At 67.2% G+C, this 21,097-nt stretch carries 17 protein-coding genes, 1 tRNA gene and 7 pseudogenes; 9 read left to right on the top strand and 16 right to left on the bottom strand.

The genetic code is table 11. The features are described from left to right. Positions 1-241 precede the first annotated feature (241 nt). Positions 242-611: pseudogene (locus tag WH07_RS41405) on the top strand (NF041680 family putative transposase); the annotation flags it as partial. A 45-nt stretch (positions 612-656) separates the two neighbouring features. Here the strand turns inward: WH07_RS41405 and WH07_RS28195 are convergent. Further along, positions 657-1,172: a hypothetical protein gene (locus tag WH07_RS28195; protein WP_046505899.1), complete on the bottom strand. Its 516-nt coding sequence runs from the start codon at positions 1,170-1,172 to the stop codon at positions 657-659. An 864-nt stretch (positions 1,173-2,036) separates the two neighbouring features. Then, complete coding sequence (locus WH07_RS28190) at positions 2,037-2,861, bottom strand: NAD(P)H-binding protein (RefSeq protein ID WP_046505910.1); 825 nt, start codon at positions 2,859-2,861, stop codon at positions 2,037-2,039. A 60-nt stretch (positions 2,862-2,921) separates the two neighbouring features. On the opposite strand from WH07_RS28190, the gene WH07_RS28185 reads away from it, so the two are divergent. Continuing rightward, positions 2,922-3,692: a helix-turn-helix domain-containing protein gene (locus tag WH07_RS28185; RefSeq protein ID WP_157877448.1), complete on the top strand. Its 771-nt coding sequence runs from the start codon at positions 2,922-2,924 to the stop codon at positions 3,690-3,692. Positions 3,693-3,952: 260 nt separating this feature from the next. On the opposite strand, the pseudogene WH07_RS38155 reads toward WH07_RS28185, so the two are convergent. The 6 genes and pseudogenes from WH07_RS38155 to WH07_RS28165 all read right to left on the bottom strand — a co-directional run. Further along, positions 3,953-4,636, bottom strand: a pseudogene (locus WH07_RS38155) (transposase); the annotation flags it as partial. A gap of 310 nt (positions 4,637-4,946) precedes the next feature. Next, positions 4,947-5,273, bottom strand: coding sequence for a hypothetical protein (locus tag WH07_RS28175; protein ID WP_046505894.1), 327 nt, complete (start codon positions 5,271-5,273; stop codon positions 4,947-4,949). 2 nt (positions 5,274-5,275) lie between these two features. Further along, a complete protein-coding gene (locus tag WH07_RS28170) occupies positions 5,276-6,436 on the bottom strand; it encodes a hypothetical protein (protein ID WP_232789084.1) in 1,161 nt (386 codons plus the stop codon). Between the two features lie 117 nt (positions 6,437-6,553). Further along, a pseudogene (locus WH07_RS42255) lies at positions 6,554-6,628 on the bottom strand (eCIS core domain-containing protein); the annotation flags it as partial. Between the two features lie 51 nt (positions 6,629-6,679). Then, positions 6,680-6,979: an eCIS core domain-containing protein gene (locus tag WH07_RS42250; RefSeq protein WP_157877447.1), complete on the bottom strand. Its 300-nt coding sequence runs from the start codon at positions 6,977-6,979 to the stop codon at positions 6,680-6,682. Positions 6,980-7,370: 391 nt separating this feature from the next. Further along, positions 7,371-7,641, bottom strand: a pseudogene (locus WH07_RS28165) (decarboxylase); the annotation flags it as partial. 96 nt (positions 7,642-7,737) lie between these two features. Between WH07_RS28165 and WH07_RS39085 the strand changes: the two are divergent. From WH07_RS39085 to WH07_RS28155, 3 genes and pseudogenes are all read left to right on the top strand, one after another. Beyond that, positions 7,738-8,172: a hypothetical protein gene (locus WH07_RS39085; RefSeq protein WP_106409697.1), complete on the top strand. Its 435-nt coding sequence runs from the start codon at positions 7,738-7,740 to the stop codon at positions 8,170-8,172. Beyond that, complete coding sequence (locus WH07_RS28160) at positions 8,169-8,618, top strand: universal stress protein (protein ID WP_046505885.1); 450 nt, start codon at positions 8,169-8,171, stop codon at positions 8,616-8,618. Before WH07_RS39085 ends, WH07_RS28160 begins: the two co-directional genes overlap by 4 nt. 149 nt (positions 8,619-8,767) lie before the next feature. After that, a pseudogene (locus WH07_RS28155) lies at positions 8,768-8,968 on the top strand (helix-turn-helix domain-containing protein); the annotation flags it as partial. 151 nt (positions 8,969-9,119) lie between these two features. Here the strand turns inward: WH07_RS28155 and WH07_RS41815 are convergent. Next, on the bottom strand, positions 9,120-9,251 hold the full coding sequence (locus WH07_RS41815; RefSeq protein ID WP_269801391.1) for a hypothetical protein: 132 nt from the start codon (positions 9,249-9,251) through the stop codon (positions 9,120-9,122). A 190-nt stretch (positions 9,252-9,441) separates the two neighbouring features. Between WH07_RS41815 and WH07_RS28150 the strand changes: the two genes are divergently transcribed. After that, positions 9,442-9,852 (top strand): RidA family protein, encoded by a 411-nt coding sequence (locus tag WH07_RS28150; protein WP_046505904.1) that lies wholly within the window; start codon positions 9,442-9,444, stop codon positions 9,850-9,852. A gap of 125 nt (positions 9,853-9,977) precedes the next feature. Here WH07_RS28150 and WH07_RS38150 read toward each other — a convergent pair. Then, positions 9,978-10,213, bottom strand: a pseudogene (locus WH07_RS38150) (ATP-binding protein); the annotation flags it as partial. A gap of 207 nt (positions 10,214-10,420) precedes the next feature. On the opposite strand from WH07_RS38150, the gene WH07_RS28145 reads away from it, so the two are divergent. Further along, positions 10,421-10,494: transfer RNA gene (locus WH07_RS28145), tRNA-Ala, on the top strand. A 130-nt stretch (positions 10,495-10,624) separates the two neighbouring features. After that, positions 10,625-11,198, top strand: a pseudogene (locus tag WH07_RS38145) (transposase). On the opposite strand, the gene zwf reads toward WH07_RS38145, so the two are convergent. The 6 genes from zwf to WH07_RS28110 all read right to left on the bottom strand — a co-directional run bounded on the left by zwf (position 11,134) and on the right by WH07_RS28110 (position 20,220). Then, positions 11,134-12,579, bottom strand: coding sequence for a glucose-6-phosphate dehydrogenase (zwf, locus tag WH07_RS28135; RefSeq protein WP_046505883.1), 1,446 nt, complete (start codon positions 12,577-12,579; stop codon positions 11,134-11,136). The pseudogene WH07_RS38145 and the gene zwf overlap by 65 nt on opposite strands. Beyond that, a complete protein-coding gene (gnd, locus tag WH07_RS28130) occupies positions 12,576-13,610 on the bottom strand; it encodes a phosphogluconate dehydrogenase (NAD(+)-dependent, decarboxylating) (protein WP_046505880.1) in 1,035 nt (344 codons plus the stop codon). The genes zwf and gnd overlap by 4 nt, the downstream gene beginning before the upstream one ends. Positions 13,611-13,738: 128 nt before the next feature. Continuing rightward, positions 13,739-14,812, bottom strand: coding sequence for a transaldolase (gene tal, locus WH07_RS28125; protein WP_046505878.1), 1,074 nt, complete (start codon positions 14,810-14,812; stop codon positions 13,739-13,741). Then, a complete protein-coding gene (tkt, locus tag WH07_RS28120; RefSeq protein ID WP_046505875.1) occupies positions 14,809-16,872 on the bottom strand; it encodes a transketolase in 2,064 nt (687 codons plus the stop codon). Before tkt ends, tal begins: the two co-directional genes overlap by 4 nt. Positions 16,873-17,134: 262 nt before the next feature. Further along, complete coding sequence (locus WH07_RS28115) at positions 17,135-19,480, bottom strand: glycoside hydrolase family 65 protein (protein WP_046505873.1); 2,346 nt, start codon at positions 19,478-19,480, stop codon at positions 17,135-17,137. Beyond that, complete coding sequence (locus WH07_RS28110; protein ID WP_046505871.1) at positions 19,477-20,220, bottom strand: beta-phosphoglucomutase family hydrolase; 744 nt, start codon at positions 20,218-20,220, stop codon at positions 19,477-19,479. The genes WH07_RS28115 and WH07_RS28110 overlap by 4 nt, the downstream gene beginning before the upstream one ends. A 489-nt stretch (positions 20,221-20,709) precedes the next feature. Between WH07_RS28110 and WH07_RS38135 the strand changes: the two genes are divergently transcribed. Further along, a partial coding sequence (locus WH07_RS38135) for a DUF2750 domain-containing protein (RefSeq protein WP_106409698.1) occupies positions 20,710-21,097 on the top strand: 388 nt, incomplete at its 3' end.

Raw genomic sequence — 21,097 nt, 5'->3', positions numbered from 1 at the left:
GGGATGGGGTGGGGGAGGAACAGCGATCACGTCTGCCGACGGGGCGCCGGGCCGCTCGGCGGCGGGGCTCGACCGCGCTTGTGCGGACTGGGGTTCGGCCGGCCCGGCGGACGGCTCCGGGGGACCATGACCGCCGCCGCCCGCTCGATGGCGTTGATCAGTGAGGCGGGCAGTCACGCACCGGCCGCCATCGACGGCACATCCCGGGCGAGGGACTCGATCGCATGCCGGGTAGGGCGGTCTGCGCCGCTTCGATCTGGAGCACACCTTCCGCTTCGCCAAGCGGACCCTCGGCTGGACTACTCCGAAACTCCGTACTCCCAAGGCGGCGGACCGCTGGACCTGGATTCTGATCGTCGCCCACACCCGGCTCCGGCTCGCCGTCCACTCGCCGCCGACCTCCGCCGGCCCTGGGAGGACCCCGCCACTTCCGACCGGCTCACCCTGGCCCGGGTCCGCCGGGGGTTCAGGAACATCCGCGCTCACCTCGCCTGCCCGACCCGTGTTCCCAAACCCCGAAGCACAGCCCCGGACGGCCACCCGGCGCCAAGAACAGGCACCGGGCACCCCGCTACGACGTCGGCAAAACCGTCAAACGCTCCGAGACCCTGAGGCCATCGGCAGGACCGGAAGATCTTGGTGGGCAACGAACAAGCTCAGGTACCGAGGAGCTCGATGATTTCGCTCACCCGGCGGACCGGGAGGGGGGTCCACCGCGGCGTTGGCGCCAGCCGGGAGACCACTGCGCTGAGCCACTCCGGGTCTCCGAGGCGGTGCAGCGCCTTCGCCTCGGACATCTTCGCGACCAGGTCGACCGCCAGGGCCATGTGCATGGACGTGTAAGTGCGGTCGTGGTGGGTGTAATTCACCGACCAGGGCTTATATCGATCGCGAATGCCGGACACGGAGCAGCCGTCTCGGCCACCGTCCATGTAGCCGCCTGCCGCGACGACGACACCCCCGCTGCGGGTGGCCATCCATGGCTTCATGGTGGCCCTCAGCCGGACGGTGTGGAGGCTGCTCCACGGGACGACGTCCCGGGGGTCCGCCTCTCCCCGCACGTAGTGCTCGATGCCTTCGGTGGCAAGCACCAGGCACGACCCGTCGTTCCGCTTCGGGTCCCCGATGACCCATCGGTCCCCGACCAGTTCCAGCGGCCCCAGGTGCTGCATCAGACTCCCCCCAATAGATCACGTGTTCCCCTACCCGAAATTTACCCTCAGCAGGCCCGTCCGGGAGTCGTGCTGCCGAGTAATTCCCCCGTCACATCGACCAAGTCCGTGCCCGGTTCCGCTGTGACGGAGAACCCTCGGCAAGTTAAAACTCAAGGTAAGCCGTTGTTGGCCGAAGCTGGCAGACTCATCGTCACGGCCTTCGTACTGACTCAGCGCCTCTGTGACGGAGCACATGATCAGACGGAGGCCGCTCTGATGTCCGGCAAACAGTAGATTTCAGGCAAGTTCGATACGGCGTTCGACCTCAGACGATAAACGCCCGCCCCGCCTCGTGTTCCTTCTGCACTGCCTCACCAACGGAAGCCTGACAGCCTGCCTCTGCTGAACAACATCCCGGGACTCTGCTGGGACACATGGTTCTGTCTTCGATAGATCGACGCTGGTGGCGTCTGTCTCATTCCCACGGACTCCTCGCGTAGTCGATCATCGAGTTCCCGTCGCGCAGGATCATCATTCGAGCCCATAAGCTTGCCGCCACGAGGACCCGATCGGGGTCGGACACGAAAGGTGCCTCCTCACGGGGCTTCGGCTCACTCGCCGTTTTTGTTTGCGAGGTCGGCAGCTTCGCCCTCGCAGGCGTGCACCGCGGAGCCGGCGACAGCAGCTGGTAACCAATGAGGCACCTGCGCCGACGAGTTGAGGCTTCAAACACCTCGCTCATCGGCACAGGCGCCTCGTACGTTGCGGCCTCGCCCCCGTCATCCGATCGGTGGCCACGCTGAGAACGCTCAGTGCCTTTGTCCTTGCGCCGAACGCCGAATCTCAACGTCACGGCGTCAGGCAGCACTGTCCGCCAACCTGTCAGGCGCGGAAGACGTGGGCGTGATCGTCAACCCAGTTCGCGAAGCTCTTCGGAGCACGTCCCAGAACCCGGAGGAAGTCGTCGGTCAGCAACGAGTAGTGTCCTTCCTTTAGCTGGGCCATGCCAGTGACCACCTGCTCCGCAACCTCGGCTTCCGTACCACTCCCGATCATCATGTCTCGGAGGGAGTCGAGTGGCATGTCCATCGTCGCGATCTGACTGCCGAGTGCGTGCTCGAGAATTCCGACCTGCTCGTCGAAGCGAAGCAGGTCGGGGCCGGTCGGCCGGTAGGTCTGCCCGCCGTGGCCTTCCGAGACGAGGAGGTGGGCGGCGAAGGCAGCGACATCGCGAGGGTCGATGATGCCAATTGCGGCCGATCCGGTGAGGTTGGGAACTGGCTGCCCGGAGTTGATCGCATCGGCGTAGGCAAGCATGTTGGAGGCGAAGGTAGGGGGTCGGAGGATCGTCCACTCCATCCCGCCGCTTTTCACTGCTTCCTCACTGAGCCAGTGCCACGTACCGGGCATGGAACTCATTGCCGAAAGCTTGACGACCCTTTGGACACCCGCTTCGCGAGCGGCCTTGACCATTGCCACGTCATGGTCCGGATTGGGCCGCTGCGGGAGAGTGACCAGGAACACGGTCTCCACGTCCGCTACCGCGTCGGCAAGCGAAGCGGGGTCGTCGAAGTCGGCCTGTACAACCTCGACCCCGGGGATCTCGACTGGCTTGCGGACCATAGCCCGAATCGGTTTGCCGCTGTCGGCGAGCAGCTTGACAACTTCACTTCCAATGGTGCCTGTAGCACCGGTGATCAGGATCATGTAGGAGACGATGCCCGGCTGCCCGCGCCCCGCACTATGAAAATCCGGCACACTTGATATGTGTTGCATGAACAGGTGATCGACGTCTCGGCCAGCCTGCAGCCGTGGGTCTCGCAGATCACTACTACCTCCGAAGGCGCTGGCCAGATCATGCTGGACCAGCCCGATCATGCCGCAACGCTGGTGTTGCGCACGATGCCCGGGGACGAGGTCGCCCTGCATCTCGTCGGCCCGCAAACCAAGGCTCGCTACCATCTCGGCACGCCCGGGCTGGTCCGAGTGAACATGAGGTTGCACCCCGGCCGGGCCAGGCTCCTGCTCGATCGTCCACCACGCGACCTAGTCGATCAGGTTCTGTCCTTGCCGGTGACACACGAACGAGAAGGCGGGTTCGTCAACCTCTCAGCCGAGGTGCGGCGCTTGGCCGAAGCACTGGTTGACGGCGTGCCCGTCAGCGGGAAGGACCTGGACCGGAGCAGGCTGGTCACCGCAGCCTCCGACATGTTGGTCACTGCGGACATTCAGGCCAGCGCCAGGCGGCTACACGTCAGCGAACGGCACCTGCGAGCCGCCTTCGTCGGTGAGGTGGGTCTACCACCGAAGAAGTTCGCCCGAATCGAGCGAATTCGGAGGGTACTGGAGAGCGGGCGCGCGAACACCTGGACGGACACTGCGCTCGAAGCGGGCTACTATGATCATTCGCATATGACGTTCGAGTTTCGCTCGATAATGGGGACCTCCCCGTCTGTCTTCTTCGGAGGGTTGCGGTCCGGTGTCCATTGCAAAGGCACCTTCGAGCGGGCCGTCGAAGTCGTGGACCCTCGCATGTAGGTGGACGCCGTGTTCGCCGGAGCACTCGTATCGCAGTGAGCCTCACGCGACAGGGCCAAAGAGCGGTCCACGGAGAATGCGGGACGAGCAGCTCGTACGGAACAAAGACATTGCGGGCCACGGATTCTGCGATAGAGCAACCCCGCTGCACGATGGCTGCGGCCCTCGATGTCGTCGAGGTCGAGCGGGCTGAGGGCTGTCCCGTAAATGATTTTCAGGCCACTCGGACATGCTTGGGCGCCGTACGGCCCGTTGGGCTGTCCGGCGAGGGTGTTGTGCATCCGTGCGATGCCCGGCATGGCGTGGGTGGACACCGTCGCCTTTGAGGCGGCAGTCGCGGAGGATCTTCCAGAGCTTCAGGCGGGCGAAGACGTGCTCGACGCGGGTGCGGACCTGCTTGTGGGATTTGTTGTGTTCCTCTTTCCAGTCGGGGAGTTCGGTCTGGCCGCGCTCGCGGCGGTGCGGGATGACGAGTCCGGTTTTCGGGTAGCCGCCGTCGGCAATCGTGAGGGTCTTGCCGACGGCGTCCTTGGCGCCGGACTCCTCCCATGCCTCGCAGTCGTTGCCGTTCCCGGCGAGCGGTCGGCCGACTACGACGACCAGGCGGGTGTCGGCGTCGATGACGACCTGGTGGTTCGTGGAGTACCGGTAGTTCTCCGATCGCTCGGCGACGGTGTGGTCGCGGGTGGGGACCAGGGGGCCGTCCACGATGAGCACGGTGTCCTTGGCGAACCGCTGCGGCGCTGAAGCGCGAGCATCGGCCCGAGGTGGTCGATGATCCGGTCCGTCGCCGACGTTGAGAACCCGAACAGCGGGGCGAACTGCCGCATGGTCAGGTTTCTGCGCCAGTAGGCCGCAACCAGCAGGGCCCGCTCATCCAGCGGAAGGCTCCACGGCCGGCCCTTGCGAACGGCACCCGCGCCCTGGCGCCGCAGAACGGTCACCGACTCGTGCGGTTCGGGAACCTGGACGAGCGGCATCTGCGGAGGCACCAGAGCGCCTGACGAGGCTGCGGCTGTCCCAACCACAGGTACGGACAGCCCTTAGGACGTCGGAACTCGTACGCGAGTCCCCGAAACGTATGGCTTTGCGTACGGGTTGACAGCTGCGGATCAGATGCCGCCAGGGGTATCTGGGTGGACGGGGCACGGCCCGAAGCCCGTGCCCATGGAAACCGCCCACCCCCCTCTCCTCGTCTTCCCCTTCTTCTTTGTTTTCCTCGGTTTTCCTCTCCCGCCCTGACGGGCGGGCGGGTCAGCGGCGTACCAGGTGCAGCCTCGCCAGGGCGCGGTCCAGTGCGGTGATGTTGTGCCGACGGTCCGAGCCGACCACGTCGGCGCGGCCCCTGGCCGCGCCGACGGCGGCGATCCACGCGTCGATACGGCTGCTCGTCCCGGTGCGGTCGGCCGCCAGGTGGACGTTCGCGTAGTGCAGGCCCTTGAGCACGTGCCCCAGTTCGGTGTTCGGATCGATGCCCGCGACCAGCAGGTTGTGGTCGTCCTTGATCAGGTCCAGGTTTCCGGCCGCGTGCAGGGCTGTGGCCCGCTGGTCGTAGAAGTCCGGGCGCGCCTGGAGTACCACGGTCAGGGGGTTGGTGAAGGTCTTCGAGCCGAAGGTGGCGGGCTCGTGGGTGGGTGGGAGCGGTAGGGCCGGCGGCGCGTGGTGTGCGTTCGGAAGCTGTTTCCCCACATGGTGTGCCAGGACTGCGTCGCGCCCAGCGGCGTGGTGTCGGTGTCGTACATCTGGAAGTACAGGCCGACGGTGTTGGGGTGGGCTCCCGCCTCATAGGTCCGGGCGTGGTTCTCCAGCGTCACCACATCGGTGCCGTCCTGCGCCACCACCCCCGCGAAGTGCGAACTCCACACCGCGCCGCTCTCAAACACCGGATACCCCGCCCGGGAGTAGTCGATGTCACTGCCCGGCGTGGGCGGGAGAACCGTGCCTGGTGCGAAGGCCAGCACGGAGCAGGTGAGGAACGCCTCACCGACCCCGGGCACGGCACGCTCGTTGACCCCGAGGCCGGCCACGGCGTTGGTGAACACGGCGGTCGGCGCCTGGAGCATCTGCCCGTACGGCCGCTCGATGTTCCGCTGGCTGTCGGTCAGCGCGGTGCCGACGCCGCCCATCGGGGCCGGACGGGCCCCCGGCAACAGGTTCCGGGCGACCTCGTACTCGTACAGCGACGTCGGGTCCACGGCGAGCGGCGCGAGGAAGCGCGGCGCGAGGTCGTCGGAGCCGATCACCGCGTTGACGACCTGGTTGCAGTTCTGGTCGCACTGCACGGTGAGGCCCGAGGTGCCGGTGGCGATGTGCTGCGGCACAACCCACCAGAGCACCCGGCCGGGCAGGGTGGTCCGCTGCGCGCCGGCCCCCGCGTCCTTGAGCAGCCGGTAGTGCGCACCGGTCAGCGCCATCCGGGCGTTGCTCGCGTTGATCACCGTGTCGGTGGCGTAGAAGACCTTCGGCTGGCGAACGTTGGAATCGCAGGGCTCGATCGCCATGTTCCCGGTGGCGGAGAGACGCAGGTGTGCGCCGGCGGGCGCGGTCGACTGGTGGTTCGGTACGGCGCCGTTCATGAACGTGCCGGTCCGGGTGACCGCGTTGAGTACCTTCGTCTGCCCGGGGAACGTGTCCCCCGGATTGGACGGGCCGCCCCCCGCTCCGCCCGGTATCTGGAGGGTGAGCGCCAGGCGCTGCGCGGTGGTGGTGACCAGCGTGTAGTACTGCGTGACCGGCCTGGCCACCGCGCCCGGCACGTTCCGCGGACCCGGCAGGGCGACCGGCCGGCCGGCCGCCACCCTGCGGCCCGCCGCGAGCGCCTCCGCCTCCGGCGCCTCCCCGGCCCCGGAGCGGGTCCGGCCCGCCCGCTGCTGGAGTACGTGCGCCAGCTCGTGGGCGAGCAGTTCCCGGCCCCGCCTAGGTCCTGTCCGGTCGATCTTCGTGGATCAGACTGCGGCGTCTGGTGGAGGGGGTCCCTCCCGTGCCGTTCAGGCTACGGGGGTGCATCGCAAGGCGGAGGATCGCCCGTGTACTGGAGGTACTCGGGCGACTCCGACCACGCAGCGAGGTGCCGTGCCAGGCGTCGCGGGCCCGCGAAGATCGGCCGGACAGGGCCTAGTGTGCGGACGGTATGCGCCCGGCGCGAAGAACAGGTCGTCGCCCCAGGTCATGGCGGGCCTGCCGCCCGGCACGGTCCCGGACTCGTGCACCCGGATCCCGCGCAACGACGCCCCGAACAGCGCTTCGAGTTCGGCGCGCAACGCACCTCGTAGTTCCCGTACGGTCATGGAGAATCCCCCTCCCAAGGCCGGGCCCCCGCCCGGCCGGGCATCAGCATGAGGCATATTCTCCGATGATGTGAAGCTTTTCCCGCTTATGGCTGGAAGTGGGTGTTCTGCGCCTGATAGGGGAAGTCGGGCGGATCGGCGGCCGGCCGGACGGTATGAAGGCTCGACGGCTGGGTCTCCGGGCAGTACGAAGAAGGCTCAGGACCGTCCCACCGCTGGGGGCCGGCGCGGAGGCGAGGGAAGGATCGCGCCGGGGCCGGGCACCACTGCGGCCGTGCCGCGGAAGCGGGTCCGGCCGTGCGGCCCTCGGTCGCCGGGACCCGCCGGACCCGGACCGGCCCTCGCAGGACGCGCCCGCCCCGGTGCTTCGGTGCCGGCCTCGGCCCTGGCCTCAGTCGCGGCTCCCGAACAGCGTGCCCAGTCTCGGCAGCCATATTTTGCGCTGCGCCAGCCGCAGCCGTTCCCAGACCGGCACCTGGTTCGCGGTCAGCACCGGCTTGCCGAGTGCCTCCTCCAGCTCGGGCACGAAGGCCGCCGTGTGCAGGGCCGTGTCCGGGACGAGTACGGCCTGCGCGTCCGGATGGTCGCCCGCGGGGGCCAGTTCCAGCACGTGGTGCCGGCCCCAAGGTGCCGGCCTCGGCGGCGGTGCTGCCATCGCCCCGGTGTCCGCGCACGAGTTCCGCCACCGCGAGACCCGCTGGCACGGGAGAACGGTGTGCGCGTGCGCTACACCTCGGCACCGCTGGCTACGACGCCCGGTGAGCCTGCTCCACCGTAATCACCCCTGGATCGGCCGGGATGTCGAGGACACCGCGACCGGCCGGCGTGGAACCCTGCGCGCCATCGCCCGCGACGACGACGAGCCCCGCCCGGTGGCATGGCTCCTGCCGCCCGGCGGAGGCGCGGAATGGGCCACCGAGCCGAACGCCTTCGCCGACCCCATCACACCGGACACCACGCACGAGCGAACCACCGCCGAGGCCGTCACCGCGGGGCCGAGTCGCCATCTGGCGCAGCGCGTGGACGATTTCCAACTCCCGAGCCCCAGGGGAGGCCTGCTGTGTGAACAGGGCTGGTTGTCCTGCGGTTCGGGACCACCAGCCCTGTCATTGGGCCTGCTGGCGCGAGCAGTCTGCAGGCATCGAACCGGACCCGTACGAATCGAACTGCAACGATTGGACGCACAACGATGAGCACACAGGAATCCGTATCACCTCGCATCGTCGTCGGTGTGGATGGTTCCCCGTCGTCGGAGGCCGCTCTCCGGTGGGCTCTTTCCCAGGCGGAGCTGGCAGGAAGTGTGGTCGACGCGGTCATCGCATGGCAGTACCCGGTGTCCTACGGGTGGCCCGTGATGGTGACGGAGGCCGATCTTGCTGGGTGGGCCGGCAAGACACTGAGCGAGAGCATTGCCCGGGTACTGGACCCGGACGGCTCGGTGGACGTCCGTCGGCTTGTGCTGTCGGGCGACGCGAGTCAGGTTCTGCTCGATACGGCCCGAGGCGCTCAGTTGCTGGTGGTGGGCAACCGCGGGCACGGAGGTTTCACCCAGGCACTGCTCGGGTCCGTGAGCCAGCACTGCGTGCACCATGCTGAGTGCCCGGTGGTCATCGTCCGGGATGCCCAACCCGCCTCGTGAACAGCATCGCGGCAGCGCGGTAAGCAAATCCCGTCGGAGGGCCGGACGGGGTGAGCGTCCTTGCGGGACTGGCCAGTCCGGCAGAGTCAACGCTGCCGGTCCCGCAGCCTGATGAGAACCACGAGGGCCGGGAGGGGGTAGTCCGGCGGATCCGAAGCGAGGGTGTTCGGGAGCGCTCGCTCAACGAGGTGGCCTTCCTGACTGTCGCGGAAGTGGCCTCCGTCATGCGGGTCTCCAAGATGACGGTCTACCGCTTGGTCCACTCCGGTCACCTCCCTGCGATCCGTGTCGGGCGGTCGTTCCGGGTTCCCGAGCAGGCAGTCCATGAGTACGTGCTCGGGAGCTACGTGAGGAGCATCGAGTCCACCGATCGCCGTGACATGGGCTTCCCGGGCGGCCCGTGGTGGGGGAATCCGGTCGTTGACGTACGCAGTCCGCGCAGGAGCACGAGCTGTCGTGGTCGGCCCGGCCGCGACGGTGACCACGATCGTGGCCGGGTCATCAGTGCAGACGGACCACGGTGATGCCCGCGTGCCGGGTTGTGCCCGCCACGACTTCGACCACGACATTGCCCCCGGGAGGCGTGTGGGAGTCGCCGGCGGGTGTGGACGCGCGCCTGGACTGAGGCACCATGGCTTCGTTGATCTCTGGGAACTGCGTTTCTTGACGGGTTCCGGTGTCAGTTGGTGATCACGGGCTTCGCGTGTGTCGGCCAGGAATGATGGCGTTGCTGTGGGGCGGCGAGAAAAAGGGGAAGACGGCGCCAGCGTGTCGTTGGCAGGATGTCGGGGCTCAGCACTCGATGGGAAAGGACCCAACGACCGTGGCTCGTGCCATCACTCTGATCCGTTCCGCTTCTCTGTCTGACGTTGCCGAGTACGCTTATGCAGCTACGGCGCCCGCGGGGTCCCGTCTGATCTTCCTCGCCGGGGCGTGTCCACTGAACGTCGACGGCTCGACGGCAGCGATCGGGGACTATGCAGGTCAGGCGCTGAAAGCCGTCGAGAACATGCGGGCTGCTCTCACTGCCGCCGGCGCGTCACTCCAGGACGTCATCAGTACGAGGGTTCTCGTGGCGTCGGCCCGTCGGGGGGATTTGGTGGCTGCCTGGGAAGTGGTCCGGGACTCGTTCGCTGACCACGATGTACCCAGCACTTTGATGGGCGTCACTGTGCTGGGCTATGAGGACCAGCTCGTCGAGATCGAGGCCGTTGCCGCCGTACTCGATTCGTGAGGCCCGTTGACACACTGCGCCAGCCGAGCGCGGTCTGGAGCGGATGTGCCTGCTGGGGGACCACGAACACAGGACCGCCACTGGCCGTCAGGACGGCCGACGGCCGAGGGAAGTAGTGTTTGAGGTCAGCCCGCCTTGGCGGGCTCCTCGGCTCGAGCCCGTGTGCTGGCGAGGCGGTAGGAGTCCGTGCCGGTCTCGATGATGGTGCAGTTGAAGGTGAGCCGGTCGACGATGGCCGCGCAGAGCCGGGGGCGGTGAACGTCTTGGTCCAGCTGCTGAACGACTCGTTGGAGGAGGTGGCCACGCTGTTCTTCTCCTTCCACTCTGTCAAGACCTGGAAGAGGAGTTCGGCGCCGTGGCGCCGCGTATAGCTTGACCTTCGACATCTGCGGCATGACCAGCACCTTTCACCAGGAGCATCTCGATGCTGCCCTGGCAAGAGACACGGTGCCTCCCAAACTCAGGCCCTGGCACAACTTCTGTGGTCCTGTCACGTCGAGTGAGCCGTCCTTGCCTTTGAATATGCGAGGCGGCGGAGTACAGGGGCACGTATGATCCCTGGCGGGATGGGGCTCGTAGCGCAGTGGTTGTCGCGCCTTCACCGCATGTGGGAGGACGCCGGTTCGAATCCGGTCGGCCCTATTCCGCTCGCTCTCAAGCAGCTTCGTACAACGTCTGGAAACGCCCAGCCATGACTTACAACGGCTGACGCAAAGAGGTGGATCGGGGCTGAAGGCCGTGTCCGGGGCGGGAGTTGAGCGTTCCGTCTGGTGTGGGGTGTCGCTGTGGACCGTGCCGGATGACCTGTGGGACCGTCTGGAGCCGCTGCTGCCGCAGCGCGAGCGCAGGTTCCGGTATCCGGGCCGTAAGCCGTTGCCGGACCGGGAAGTGCTGTGCGGGATCCTGTACGTCCTGCACACCGGCATCCAGTGGGAGTACCTGCCCAAGGAGCTGGGCTTCGGCTCGGGCATGACGTGCTGGCGCCGTCTGCGGGACCGGCACGCTGCCGACGTCCGGCAGTGGCTGCACGAGGTCCTGCTGACCGGCGGCAACCGCAACGACGTCGCCGCAGACCCGACTCACTCTTCGCCGACCACGACACCTACCGCGGCCAGGTCCGCGCCTGCGGCATCGTCCCCGCCATCGCCCGCGGTGGCACCCCGCACGGTACGGGACTGGGCACCTACCGCTGGGCCGTAGAGAGAAGCTTTGCGTGGCTGGACGGCTTCCGACGCCTGCGCATCCGATGGGAACGACGAGCCGACAACTCAGCTCATTGTGCTAGCCGTTGTAAGCCCCGGTATCGTCCGGCAGGTACCAGCGGTAGGGGGCGATCAGTTCGGTAATGGCCGGTTCGGGGCCCCAGGAGCCGGGCGCGTATGGCTGCGGTGGTGGAGGAGACTCCAGAAGAGGGGCGGAAACCTCCCAGATCCGCTCGATGCCGTCGGACCGGGTGAACAGCGACTGGTCTCCCAGCATGGCGTCCAGGATCAATCGTTCGTAGCCCTCGAGTCCGTGTGCCTGGGTGAATGTGTCCGCGTAGTGGAAGGCCATTCTCGCGGGCCCGAGGAACATGGCGGGGCCGGGCTCCTTCGCGAGGAAGTCGGCGGCGATCCATCCGGGGTCCCCGAAGTCAATCACGATCTTGTTACCGTGGTCTCTCACCTGTCTGGGAAGGTCCGCCTGGAACATCCTCAAGGGCGGCTCACGGAGGCCCAGGGTGATCACCTCGCGGCGCTGCGCGAGGCTCTTGCCGGAACGGAGATGGAAGGGCACTCCGGCCCACCGCCAGTTGTCCACTTCCAGACGCAGTGCGGTGAACGTCTCGGTCTGCGAATCCGGGGCGACACCGGGCTCGTCGCGGTAACCCTCGTACTGGCCGCGTACGGTGTGAGCGGGTTCGATGGGGCGCAGTGCCTCAAAGACCTTGGTCTTCTCGTCCCGCAACGGTTGGGCGTCGAGTGTGACAGGTGGTTCCATGGCCACGATCCCGAGCACCTGGATCAGATGTGTCACGATCATGTCCCGGAAGGCTCCGGTGCCCTCATAGAAGCGGGAGCGGCCCTCGATTCCGATGGATTCGGGCACGTCGATCTGCACATGAGTGATGTGGTTGCGGTTCCAGATCGGCTCGAACAGGCCGTTGGCAAAGCGGAGGGCGAGGATGTTGTCCACCGACTCCTTGCCGAGGAAATGGTCGATACGGAACACCTGGGACTCGTCGAAGACCGCATGGATGGCTTCATTGAGTGCTCGCGCCGACGCGAGATCAGTACCGAAGGGCTTCTCGACGATCACTTTGGAGTTCTGTGCGAGACCGGTGTCGCCGAGCATGGCGATGACGGACCTGAACGCTGGGGGCGGAATAGCCAAGTGGAACAGCCTGCGCGGCCGCCGGCCGAGGGAGTCCTCGGCTGCCCGCACCGCCGCGAGCAGCGGCTTGGGGTTGTCCGGATCCGCGGCGCCGAAGGACAGCGAGGCCTCGAAGGCCTCCCATACTGGGCCGGACGGCTCGGACAGCCCGAAGGCAGTGACCGCGTCGTGCGTGTGTTTACGGAACGCGTCGTCGCTGAGCGCGGACCGGGATGTCGAAGAGCCCACTATGCGGTAGCCGTCCGGAAGAAGCCCCGCCTGGGCGAGGTGGAACAGTCCGGGCAGCAGTTTGCGTTTGGCTAGGTCACCGGTGGCGCCGAAGAGTACGATCACGTGGTTGTCCGGGTGTTTCATGACCGGCTCCTCTTCTCGGCGTGGCCGCCGAACTCGCTGCGCATGGCGGACAGGGCCCTGTCGGCAAACTCACCGAGACCCCGGGATTCGAATCGCTCGGTGAGTGCGGTGGTAATCACGGCGGCCGGTACGCCTTCGTCGACGGCCGCGAGCACCGTCCACCTGCCCTCGCCGGAGTCGGAGACGTGTCCGGTGAACTCCTCCAGGTGAGGTGACCGGGCGAGGGCGTCCGCGGTCAGATCGACAAGCCAGGATCCGACTACCGAGCCGCGGCGCCATACTTCGGCGACTTCGCCGACGTCGATCTCGTACTGGTAGGCCTCCGGCTCGCGCAGCGGGGTGGTCTCGGCATCGGTGGTGCGGTCCCGGCGCCCCGCGTCGGCGTTCTTGATGATGCTGAGGCCTTCGGCGATCGAGGCCATCATCCCGTACTCGATCCCGTTGTGGACCATCTTCACGAAGTGCCCCGCGCCGCTCGGGCCGCAGTGCAGATAGCCGTCGGGGGCGGTTCCGTTCTGTGTCCGGCTCGGTGTCGGGGCCGCTGAGCCGGTACCGGGGGCGATGGTCCGGAAGATCGGGTCGAGCCGGGCGACGGGCTCCGGCTCGCCGCCGATCATGAGGCAGTAGCCACGTTCCAGCCCCCAGACACCGCCTGAGGTTCCGCAGTCCAGGTAGTGGATCCGGCGGGGAGCGAGCTGCCCGGCCCGGGCGATGTCGTCGCGGTAGTACGAATTGCCGCCGTCGATGACCGCATCGTCCGGATCGAGGAGTTCGACGAGCTGGTCGAGGGTCGACTGCACAACGGCGGCGGGCAGCATGAGCCAGGCGGCTCGGGGCCGCTCCAGTTTCGCCACGAAGTCCCCGAGTGAGCGGGCGCCGACAGCGCCTTGGCCCTCCAGTTCTTTCACCGCGCTCTCGTTCAGGTCGTAGACCACACAGTGATGGCCGTCGCGCATCAGCCTGCGGACGAGGTTGGACCCCATCCGGCCGAGCCCGATCATGCCGAGCTGCATGGGCGTATCAGTTGCCATGGCTGTTCTCCTGTTGGGACGGGCCCCGGCGTTTCAGGGCGCGGAAACGGCGGACGAGAGCGCTGGCCGACGAGTCACGGGCGAGCGCCGGTTCGGTCCTGGAGGTGCCCTCGCGACGGCCGGAGCGGTCAGACAAGGGCCTCTCGTTGCGCGGAGATACGCGCGAGGAGGTCGTTCCAGGAGGTCACGAAGGATGCCGCGCCATCGCTTTGAAGTTTCGCGGCAAGAGCCTTGACGTCCACACCCGCGTCAGCGAACCGTGCCAGTACCGCGTCGCAGCCGTCGCCGTCGGCCGGCATGGGCTCGCCCACTTCGCCGTGATCGTAAAAGGCCTTGAGCGTCTCGTCGGGCATCGTGTTGACCGTGAACGGTGCGGCGAGTCCGTGGATGTAGAGCGTGTCCGACGCGGCGGGGTCCTTGGTACGGGTGCTCGCCCATAGCAACCGCTGCATACGAGCGCCCGCGTTCTCCAGGCGCTGGGCCCGGTCCGAGTCCAGCAACGTGCGATAGGCCCGGTAGATGTCCTGCCCGACGGCGAGACCGAGCCGGTCCCGCAGTCCCTCCGGTACGTTGCCGCCGACAGCCGCATCCCAGCGGGACATGAACAGCGACGCCACCGACCCCACATCGGGATCGACTCCTTGCTCCACCCTCTGCTCGACCCCTGTCAGATACGCGTCGGCGGCAGCCCGGTAGTGGTCGGCCGAGAACAACAAGGTGATGTTCACCGGAACGCCCGAGGCGATGCTCTCGGTGATTGCCGGGAGACCTTCGGCGGTGCCGGGAATCTTGATGAACAGGTTGCTCCTGCCCGCCCGTGTGTGAAGTTCCCTCGCCGCTTCGATGGTCCGCGCAGTGTCATACGCCAGGAGAGGTGACACCTCCAGGGAGACCCAGCCGTCCACACCGTCCGTTCGCTCATGGACGGGCAGAAACAGATCTGCAGCTCGCTGAAGGTCTTCGATGGCCAGCTCGAAGAAGAGTTCCTCATCCGCTCGTCCCGCTGCGGACTTGGCGCGGATGGCGTCGTCGTACGAGCCGGAGGAGATGGCCTTGTCGAAGATCGAGGGGTTTGATGTCAGGCCCGTCACCGCGTAGTTGTCGATGTAGTGCTGGAGCTGACCGGAGTCGAGCATGTCGCGGGTGATGTTGTCCAGCCACAGACTTTGCCCGAGTTCGTGCAGCATCTGAGTCGCCTTCACGTTGCTCTCTCCTTACCGTGTGCCACCAATTCGCGTGCCACCTGCGAGACCCGTTCAGGGGTGAAGCCGAACCTCCTGAGCAACTGTTTGAGAGGCGCGGAGGCGCCGAAGGTGTGCATGCCGACGACGGCGCCGCGGTCACCGACATACCGGTCCCAGCCGAGTGTGGAAGCCTCTTCGACAGCGACCCTGGTCGGCACCGCAGGTGGTAGCACGTCGTCCCGGTAGTCCTGTGGCTGCCGGTCGAACAGCTCCCAGCACGGCATGCTCACCACCCGGCACGCGATGCCGTCGGCGGTGAGTTCCTCGTACGCAGCCATGGCAAGTGACACTTCGGAGCCGGTGGCGAGCAGGATCACTTCCGGCTCGCCCGAGGGTGCGTCCGCCAATATGTAGGCTCCGCGCGCGACCCCGCCCGCCTCACCGAGTCGGCTGCGGTCGAAGGTGGGAAGGGCCTGGCGGGAGAGGACCAGCGCCGCGGGCTCGTGGCGGAGGGCGGCGACCACCCGCCACATTTCCACCACCTCGTTGGCATCGGCGGGGCGGAAGACGAGCAGCCCAGGCGTGGAACGGAGCCCGGCAAGCTGCTCGACAGGCTGGTGGGTGGGGCCGTCCTCGCCGACCCCGATGGAGTCATGGGTGAATATGTGTACGGTCGGGATCTCCATCAGCGCGGAGAGGCGGATGGCAGCCTTGGCGTAGTCGGAGAAGATCAGGAAGCCCGACCAGTAAGGCCGCAGCTTCGTCAGTGCCATGCCGTTCGCGACGGCTGCCGAGGCGTGCTCCCGGACGCCGAGGTGGAGGTTGCGCCCGGACCGGTCGTCGGGCTGGAAGTCGCCGGCGCCGTCGAAAGCGAGCCGGGTCCTGGTCGACGGTGTCAGGTCGGCGGATCCGCCGAGGATCCAGGGCACGGCCTGGGCGATGGCTTCCAGTACCTGACCTGATGAGTCGCGGCTCGCCAGCCCCTTCGGGTCGGCGGGGAAGGCCGGAAGCACGTTCTCCCAGCCCTCAGGCAGCTCCCGGCGCTGGATCCGCTCCAGCTCGTCGGCGAGACCGGGGTGCAGGCCGCGATAGGCCTCGAACGTCTTCTCCCAGTCGGTGCGCGACTCGGCGCCGCGTGCTCCGATTCCCCGGGCGAACCAGTCATGAAGGCCGTCGGGGACGTGGAAATCGGCGTCCGGCGGTATGCCCAGGAAGCGCTTGGTCGCTTTGACCCCTTCGGGCCCGAGCGGCGCCCCGTGTGCTTTCGGTGAATCCTCGACGGGGGAGCCGTAGCCGATATGGCTGTGTACCAGGATCAGAGTGGGACGTGTGGTCTCGGCCCGGAAGGTGTGCAAGGCGCGGTTGACCTGGTCGAGGTCGTTGGCGTCGGCGACGGTGGTCACGTTCCAGCCGTATGCGAGGAAGCGGGCTGCGACGTCCTCGGTGAAGGTGATGTCGGTGTGGCCCTCGATGGTGACCCGGTTGGAGTCATAGATCCAGCACAGGTTGGACAGCTTCAGATGCCCGGCCAGTGAAGCGGTCTCGGAGGAGATGCCCTCCATCATGCAGCCGTCCCCGGCGAGCGCGTACACGTCGAAATCGAAGAGTGTGAAGTCGTCACGGTTGAACCGTGCCGCCAGCCACTGGCCCGCGATGGCCATGCCGACGGAGGTGGCGACACCCTGGCCGAGCGGGCCGGTGGTCGCCTCCACGCCGCTCGTCCACCGGTACTCCGGATGGCCGGGGCAGCGCGAGTCGAGTTGCCGGAACGACTTCAGGTCATCGAGTGTGACTGCCGGGCGGCCCAGCACCTCGTAGTCGGGATCGACCGCACGGACACCGGACAGGTACAGCAGCGACCAGAGCAGGGCGGAGGCGTGGCCTTCAGAGAGCACGAAGCGGTCGCGGTTCGGCCAGATCGGGTCGGCGGGGTCGAAGCGCAGGAACTTCTGCCACAGTGTGTAGGCAACCGGTGCCATGCCCATGGGGGTCCCGGGGTGCCCGGAACGGGCCTTTTGGACCGCGTCCATACACAACCCGCGAATCGTGTTCACTGACAACGTGTCGAGGTCGATCATCGCTTCACCACATCGGTGCTGTCGGTGGATGTCGCCATCTGTGCACTGCGTCAGAGAGTCCGGCCGAAAAAACCGGACCGGAGCTCGGTCGCGCGATAAGGCAAATCACCACTCGGCAGAACCGCCGTCGCAGGCGCCCTGTGCTTGGCCAACTACGCGTTATTCAACGCATCCACACCCATCAGCCTAGGCCGACTGGGACTTGCCATCCACTTCTGGCAGAACACCCTGCGTTCTGCGCGTGTGCGTGCCGGGGCCGCGTTCAGTGGGGGCGCTCGGGGCGGCGACCTGACGGTTGGGTGGGTTCCGGCAAGACGGCCGACGGCTTGATGGGCCTGGTCTGCGTCATCCCGCAGGAAACGGTCACATGCTCCCCGAAGTGCCCGATCTGCATCGGTTCCCCGGCTATCAGGGTGTAGGAGGCATGGGAACGGGTGATCTCGACGCGCAGGCACCGCTGCCGTATGTGCATCGAGAAGGCGAGCCGGCTGAGCTTCTCCGGCAGCCTGGGGGCGAAACGCAGAGTTTCCTCGCAGTAGCGCATGCCCCCGAATCCCGCGACCAGCGCGATCCAGGTGCCCGCCAGGGAGGCGGTGTGCAGGCCATCGCGGGTGTTCTTCTCCAGGTCGTCCAGGTCCATCAGCGCGGCTTCGCCCAGGTAGTCGTAGGCCAGGCGCAGGTGGCCGACCTCCGCAGCCATGACGGCCTGCGCACACGCCGACAAGGACGAGTCGCGGACGGTGAGCGGCTCGTAGTAGGCGAAATTCCGCGCTTTCTGGCCCTCCTCGAAGGCGTCACCGCGCAGGTACATCGCCAGCACGACGTCCGCTTGTTTGATCACTTGCTTCCGGTACAGCTCGAGGTAGTGGAAGTGCAGCATCAGCGGGTACTGGTCGGGCCGGGTGCCGGCGAAATCCCAGACCTGGTGGCTGGTGGAGCCGACTGACTGCTCGTGGATGCCCAGCGCGCTGTTGCAGGGCACGGCCATCGCCTTGGCGGCATCCCGCCAGGCGGCGATCTCCTCCTCATCGACGCCGAGCGCCGTGGCCTGCTCCGGATGGCGCCCCGACGCGTCCGCGGCGCCCCGCAGGTTCGTCTGGGCCATGAGATTGGTGTAGACGTTGTCGTCCACGAGTGCGCTGTACTCGTCCGGCCCGGTGACGCCGTCGATGTGGAAGCTGCCGAGGGAGTCGTGGTAGCCCAGCGAGTGCCACAACCGGGCCGTCTCCACCAGCAGTTCCACCCCGGTCTCGCGCTCGAAGTCCACATCGCCGGTGGCTGAGACGTACCGCACGACGGCATCGGCGATGTCGGCGTTGATGTGGAAGGCCGCGGCCCCGGCCGGCCAGTAGCCGGAGCATTCCGCCCCGTCGATGGTGCGCCACGGGAAGGCCGCGCCCTTCAGGTCAAGCTGCCGCGCGCGGGCACGCGCGGCAGGCAGGGTGTCCTGGCGCCAGCGCAGTGCCTCGGCGACGCAGCGCGGATAGGCGAAGGTAAGCAGGGGCAGGACGAAGGTCTCGGTGTCCCAGAAGGAGTGCCCGTCGTATCCGGAGCCGGTCAGACCCTTGGCCGGGATCGCCCGCTGCTCTGCCCGGGCAGCGGCCTGCAGTACGTGGAAGAGCGCGAAGCGGACGGCCTGCTGGATCTCCGGGTCGCCGTCGACCTCGACATCAGCGTGTCCCCAGAAGTCCTCCAGGAATGCTCGCTGCTGATCGACCAGGCCCTGCCAGCCGGTGCTGTGCGCGCTGGCGAGCGCGGCCTCCACTTGATCCCGGAGGGCCGGCAGCGAACGCAGTCCCGACCAGCCGTAGGAGACCAGCTTCTCCAGACGAAGCGTCTCGCCGGGCTCGAGTTCGGTGACGAAGGTGACCCGGGCGACGTCGTCCCCGCTCTCGCCAGTGGCCTGGGTGGACGCCGGACCCCGCACGATGTGGTCGGCGGCGGCCGCGATCCGCAGGCCGCTCTCAGCAGTGCGGTGCACCAGGCGTAGCCGCACGCCCTCGGCCACGTGCTCCTCGGGCCGCAGCGGCGACTCCAGGGCGGTGGCGACCCGGGGATCGGTGCTGAGCTGGGACAACGGCTCATTGGCGACGAGTTCGGACTGGATGACAAGCCGTACCTCGTCGCCCACCGCTTCCACCTCGTACGCGATCGCGGCGATGGCCCGCTGGGCGAAGGAAACCAGGCGGGTGGAGCGCACACGGACGGTCTTGCCGGCTGGCGAGGTCCACTCGCACACGCGGTGCAACAGCCCGCTCCGCAGATCGAGCACCCGTTCGTGAGAATGAAGGCGCCCGTAGCGCAGATCGAACTGCTCGTCGTCGACCAGGAGGCGGATGAGCTTGCCGTCGGTGACGTTGATGACCGTCTGGCCGGACTCCGGATCGCCGTATCCGGCTTCCGCGTGGGGGCTCGGATGCTTCTCGTGCACACCGTTGAGGTAGCTGCCCAGCAGTCCGTGCGGCTCGCCCTCCTCGAGGTTGCCCCGCCAGCCTATGTGCCCGTTGGACAAGGCGAAGACGGATTCGCTCTGCGCCAGGACGTCCTGGTGCAGGCTACGTTCCCGCACCTGCCAGGGCTCGACCACGTAGGCGGAATGGGTGATCACGTCACGTCCTCCAGCAGCTGCGCGAGATCCTTCACGACGATGTCGGCACCGTGCTCGCGCAGGGCGTCCGCCTGACCGACGCGGTCGACGCCGACGACGCACCCGAAGTGGCCGGACCGTCCGGCGTCCATACCTGCCAGGGCGTCCTCGAAAACGGCAGCCGCCCCGGGCTCGACGCCAAGGTCGTGCGCGGCTTCGAGGAACGTGTCGGGGTGTGGCTTGCCGGGCAGCTTGCGCTCGGCTGCGACCACGCCGTCGATCCGCACGTCGAACTGCTTCTCCAAGCCGACCGAGACGAGGATGTCGCGGCAGTTGACACTGGAGGAGACAACGGCGGTACTGAGCCCGGCCGCGCGTACCGCCTCCACGTAACGGACGGATCCCGCGTACGGCTCGGCTCCCTGCGTATGGATCTTCTCCAGCAGTAGGGCGTTCTTGCGGCTGCCGAGACCGTGCACGGTATCCCGGTCCGGTGGGTCGTTGTCGGCTCCCTCGGGAAGCTCGATGCCGCGCGAGGCCAGGAAGGCGCGCACCCCGTCGGCGCGCGGACGCCCGTCGACGTACACGTCGTAGTCGGCCACCGCGTCGAAAGGCCGGAAGCCGGGTCCCTCCCGGCGCCGCAGGAAGTCGTCGAAGGTTTCCTTCCAGGCGGCGGCGTGCACCACCGCGGTCTTGGTCAACACCCCATCCAGATCGAACAGACAGGCGCGCACCTCGTCTGGAATGCCCAGCTTTACCATGTTTTACCCATGCCCGTTCTGTCATGCTGCTATCCACGAAGTCCACGAAAAAGCGAGACGGACGGCGCTGCGGACAAGGCGGCAGCACGACGAGGAACCCGACGCCATCACGAGGGTTCGCCGCCGCCACGGGGGTGATGGCGGCGTCGATCGCGTCCGTCTTGTCGCGTTGCCGTCGAGTGACCTTGTCCGGCTGGCAGCGAGAACCCGGACTCAGGCGTCTTGGCATCACCGGCGTGGCACGTCTCACGGACCTCGACCACCTCGGCATCCCGGTCTGGACCGCGATACGCCCCCACGCGCACACTCCGGTCACCTTGCAGGGAAAAGGCGCGAGCGATGGTCTGGCCAAGATCTCGGCCATAGCGGAAAGCGCGGAACTCTGTCACGCCCAACAGCCTCCGGCGAGAACACCCGTACGCGGCACACCTACCGCGGCCTTAGAACTCCTAACGGAATGGCTGTTGGGGAGCGGTAGGCTCGGTGGCCATGAGTCAGAGCGGTTCGCAAGCGGCGGCATTCTTCCGAGACGTACGCGAAAGCAGAGTGGTCTGGCTTGTCCGGGATGACGACGGAAGCCCGACTCACCTCTCCGCGGACGGCACGCGAAGTCTTCCCTTCTGGTCGACCTCGCCCCGTGCCCAGAGGGCAGCGAAGATCTGGGGGCGTGGGCTCCGCGTTGTGTCCATGCCTTTGGACACCTGGTGCAATCGCATGCTGCCTGATGCCGGCCGGGATGGACTCGTGATCGGCATCAACTGGAGCGGGCCGCGCCTGGTCGGCTGGAGCTTCACCCCCAAGGAAGTTCTTAACCGGCTAGCGGCGGCTAATACTCCAGTGCGTCTTCGTGATCTATGCGGTGGAGGGAGCGGAAAGT

This window comes from Streptomyces odonnellii, from assembly GCF_000981895.1.
GTDB lineage: Bacteria > Actinomycetota > Actinomycetes > Streptomycetales > Streptomycetaceae > Streptomyces > Streptomyces odonnellii.
This window is presented reverse-complemented; position numbering and strand designations above follow the sequence as displayed.

Bases quoted from the DNA above. Each gene is read 5' to 3' on its own strand.
- WH07_RS28195 (WP_046505899.1), bottom strand. From the start codon at position 1,172: ATGCAGCACCTGGGGCCGCTGGAACTGGTCGGGGACCGATGGGTCATC.
- WH07_RS28160 (WP_046505885.1), top strand. From the start codon at position 8,169: ATGAGCACACAGGAATCCGTATCACCTCGCATCGTCGTCGGTGTGGAT.
- WH07_RS41815 (WP_269801391.1), bottom strand. From the start codon at position 9,251: ATGGTGCCTCAGTCCAGGCGCGCGTCCACACCCGCCGGCGACTCCCAC.
- WH07_RS42250 (WP_157877447.1), bottom strand. From the start codon at position 6,979: ATGACCGTACGGGAACTACGAGGTGCGTTGCGCGCCGAACTCGAAGCG.
- WH07_RS28190 (WP_046505910.1), bottom strand. From the start codon at position 2,861: ATGATCCTGATCACCGGTGCTACAGGCACCATTGGAAGTGAAGTTGTC.
- WH07_RS28110 (WP_046505871.1), bottom strand. From the start codon at position 20,220: ATGGTAAAGCTGGGCATTCCAGACGAGGTGCGCGCCTGTCTGTTCGAT.
- tkt (WP_046505875.1), bottom strand. From the start codon at position 16,872: ATGATCGACCTCGACACGTTGTCAGTGAACACGATTCGCGGGTTGTGT.
- gnd (WP_046505880.1), bottom strand. From the start codon at position 13,610: ATGGCAACTGATACGCCCATGCAGCTCGGCATGATCGGGCTCGGCCGG.
- zwf (WP_046505883.1), bottom strand. From the start codon at position 12,579: ATGAAACACCCGGACAACCACGTGATCGTACTCTTCGGCGCCACCGGT.